Raw genomic sequence first — 526 nt, forward strand, 5'->3', positions numbered from 1 at the left:
GTTGATAGTTGTGCAACCTCTTGTTTATTTAGAATAATTTCCTCATTTTTAAGACGCCATATTTCCTGCCTTTGCAAAAGAGTATTCAAACTGTTTTGCTGCACATCTTTAATCATTTGGTGGTCATCATAAATTAAGTTAATTGACAATTGAGCCTGTGAATCATAAATAAAATAGGTTTTCCCAGTCTCTTTTTGCCAGATTTCAGCCGCTTGTTGGCTAACTTCAATTAATTGTTCTTTAGTAAGTTGAAACCGAGGATCAATAAAAGCAATTCGGTATTTTAAAGGTTGTTGAGATGAACTAATTGGCAGATTGCTTTGTGCCAAGAGCGTCGTTTGTAAGCCCATACATAAGCATAAGCTCAATCCCCACCATAGAAATTTTTTCATGGCAAAATAAAAATATAAATAAATCTTATTGTTAGCTAGTTAATTTAATTCGTCAAAATGATAAAAAGTACAGGAGAGTGGATCAGCTTTGTGATCTGGGTGGAAAAATTTAAAAAGAAGTTTTTAGATTTGGC

General features: G+C 32.9%; 1 pseudogene. It reads right to left on the minus strand.

Annotated features, from left to right (window positions below):
• A pseudogene (locus tag HUN22_RS17625) lies at positions 1 to 392 on the minus strand (matrixin family metalloprotease); the annotation flags it as partial.
• Between the last annotated feature and the right edge of the window lie 134 nt (positions 393 to 526).

This window comes from Acinetobacter lactucae (assembly GCF_013344765.1).
GTDB lineage: Bacteria > Pseudomonadota > Gammaproteobacteria > Pseudomonadales > Moraxellaceae > Acinetobacter > Acinetobacter lactucae_A.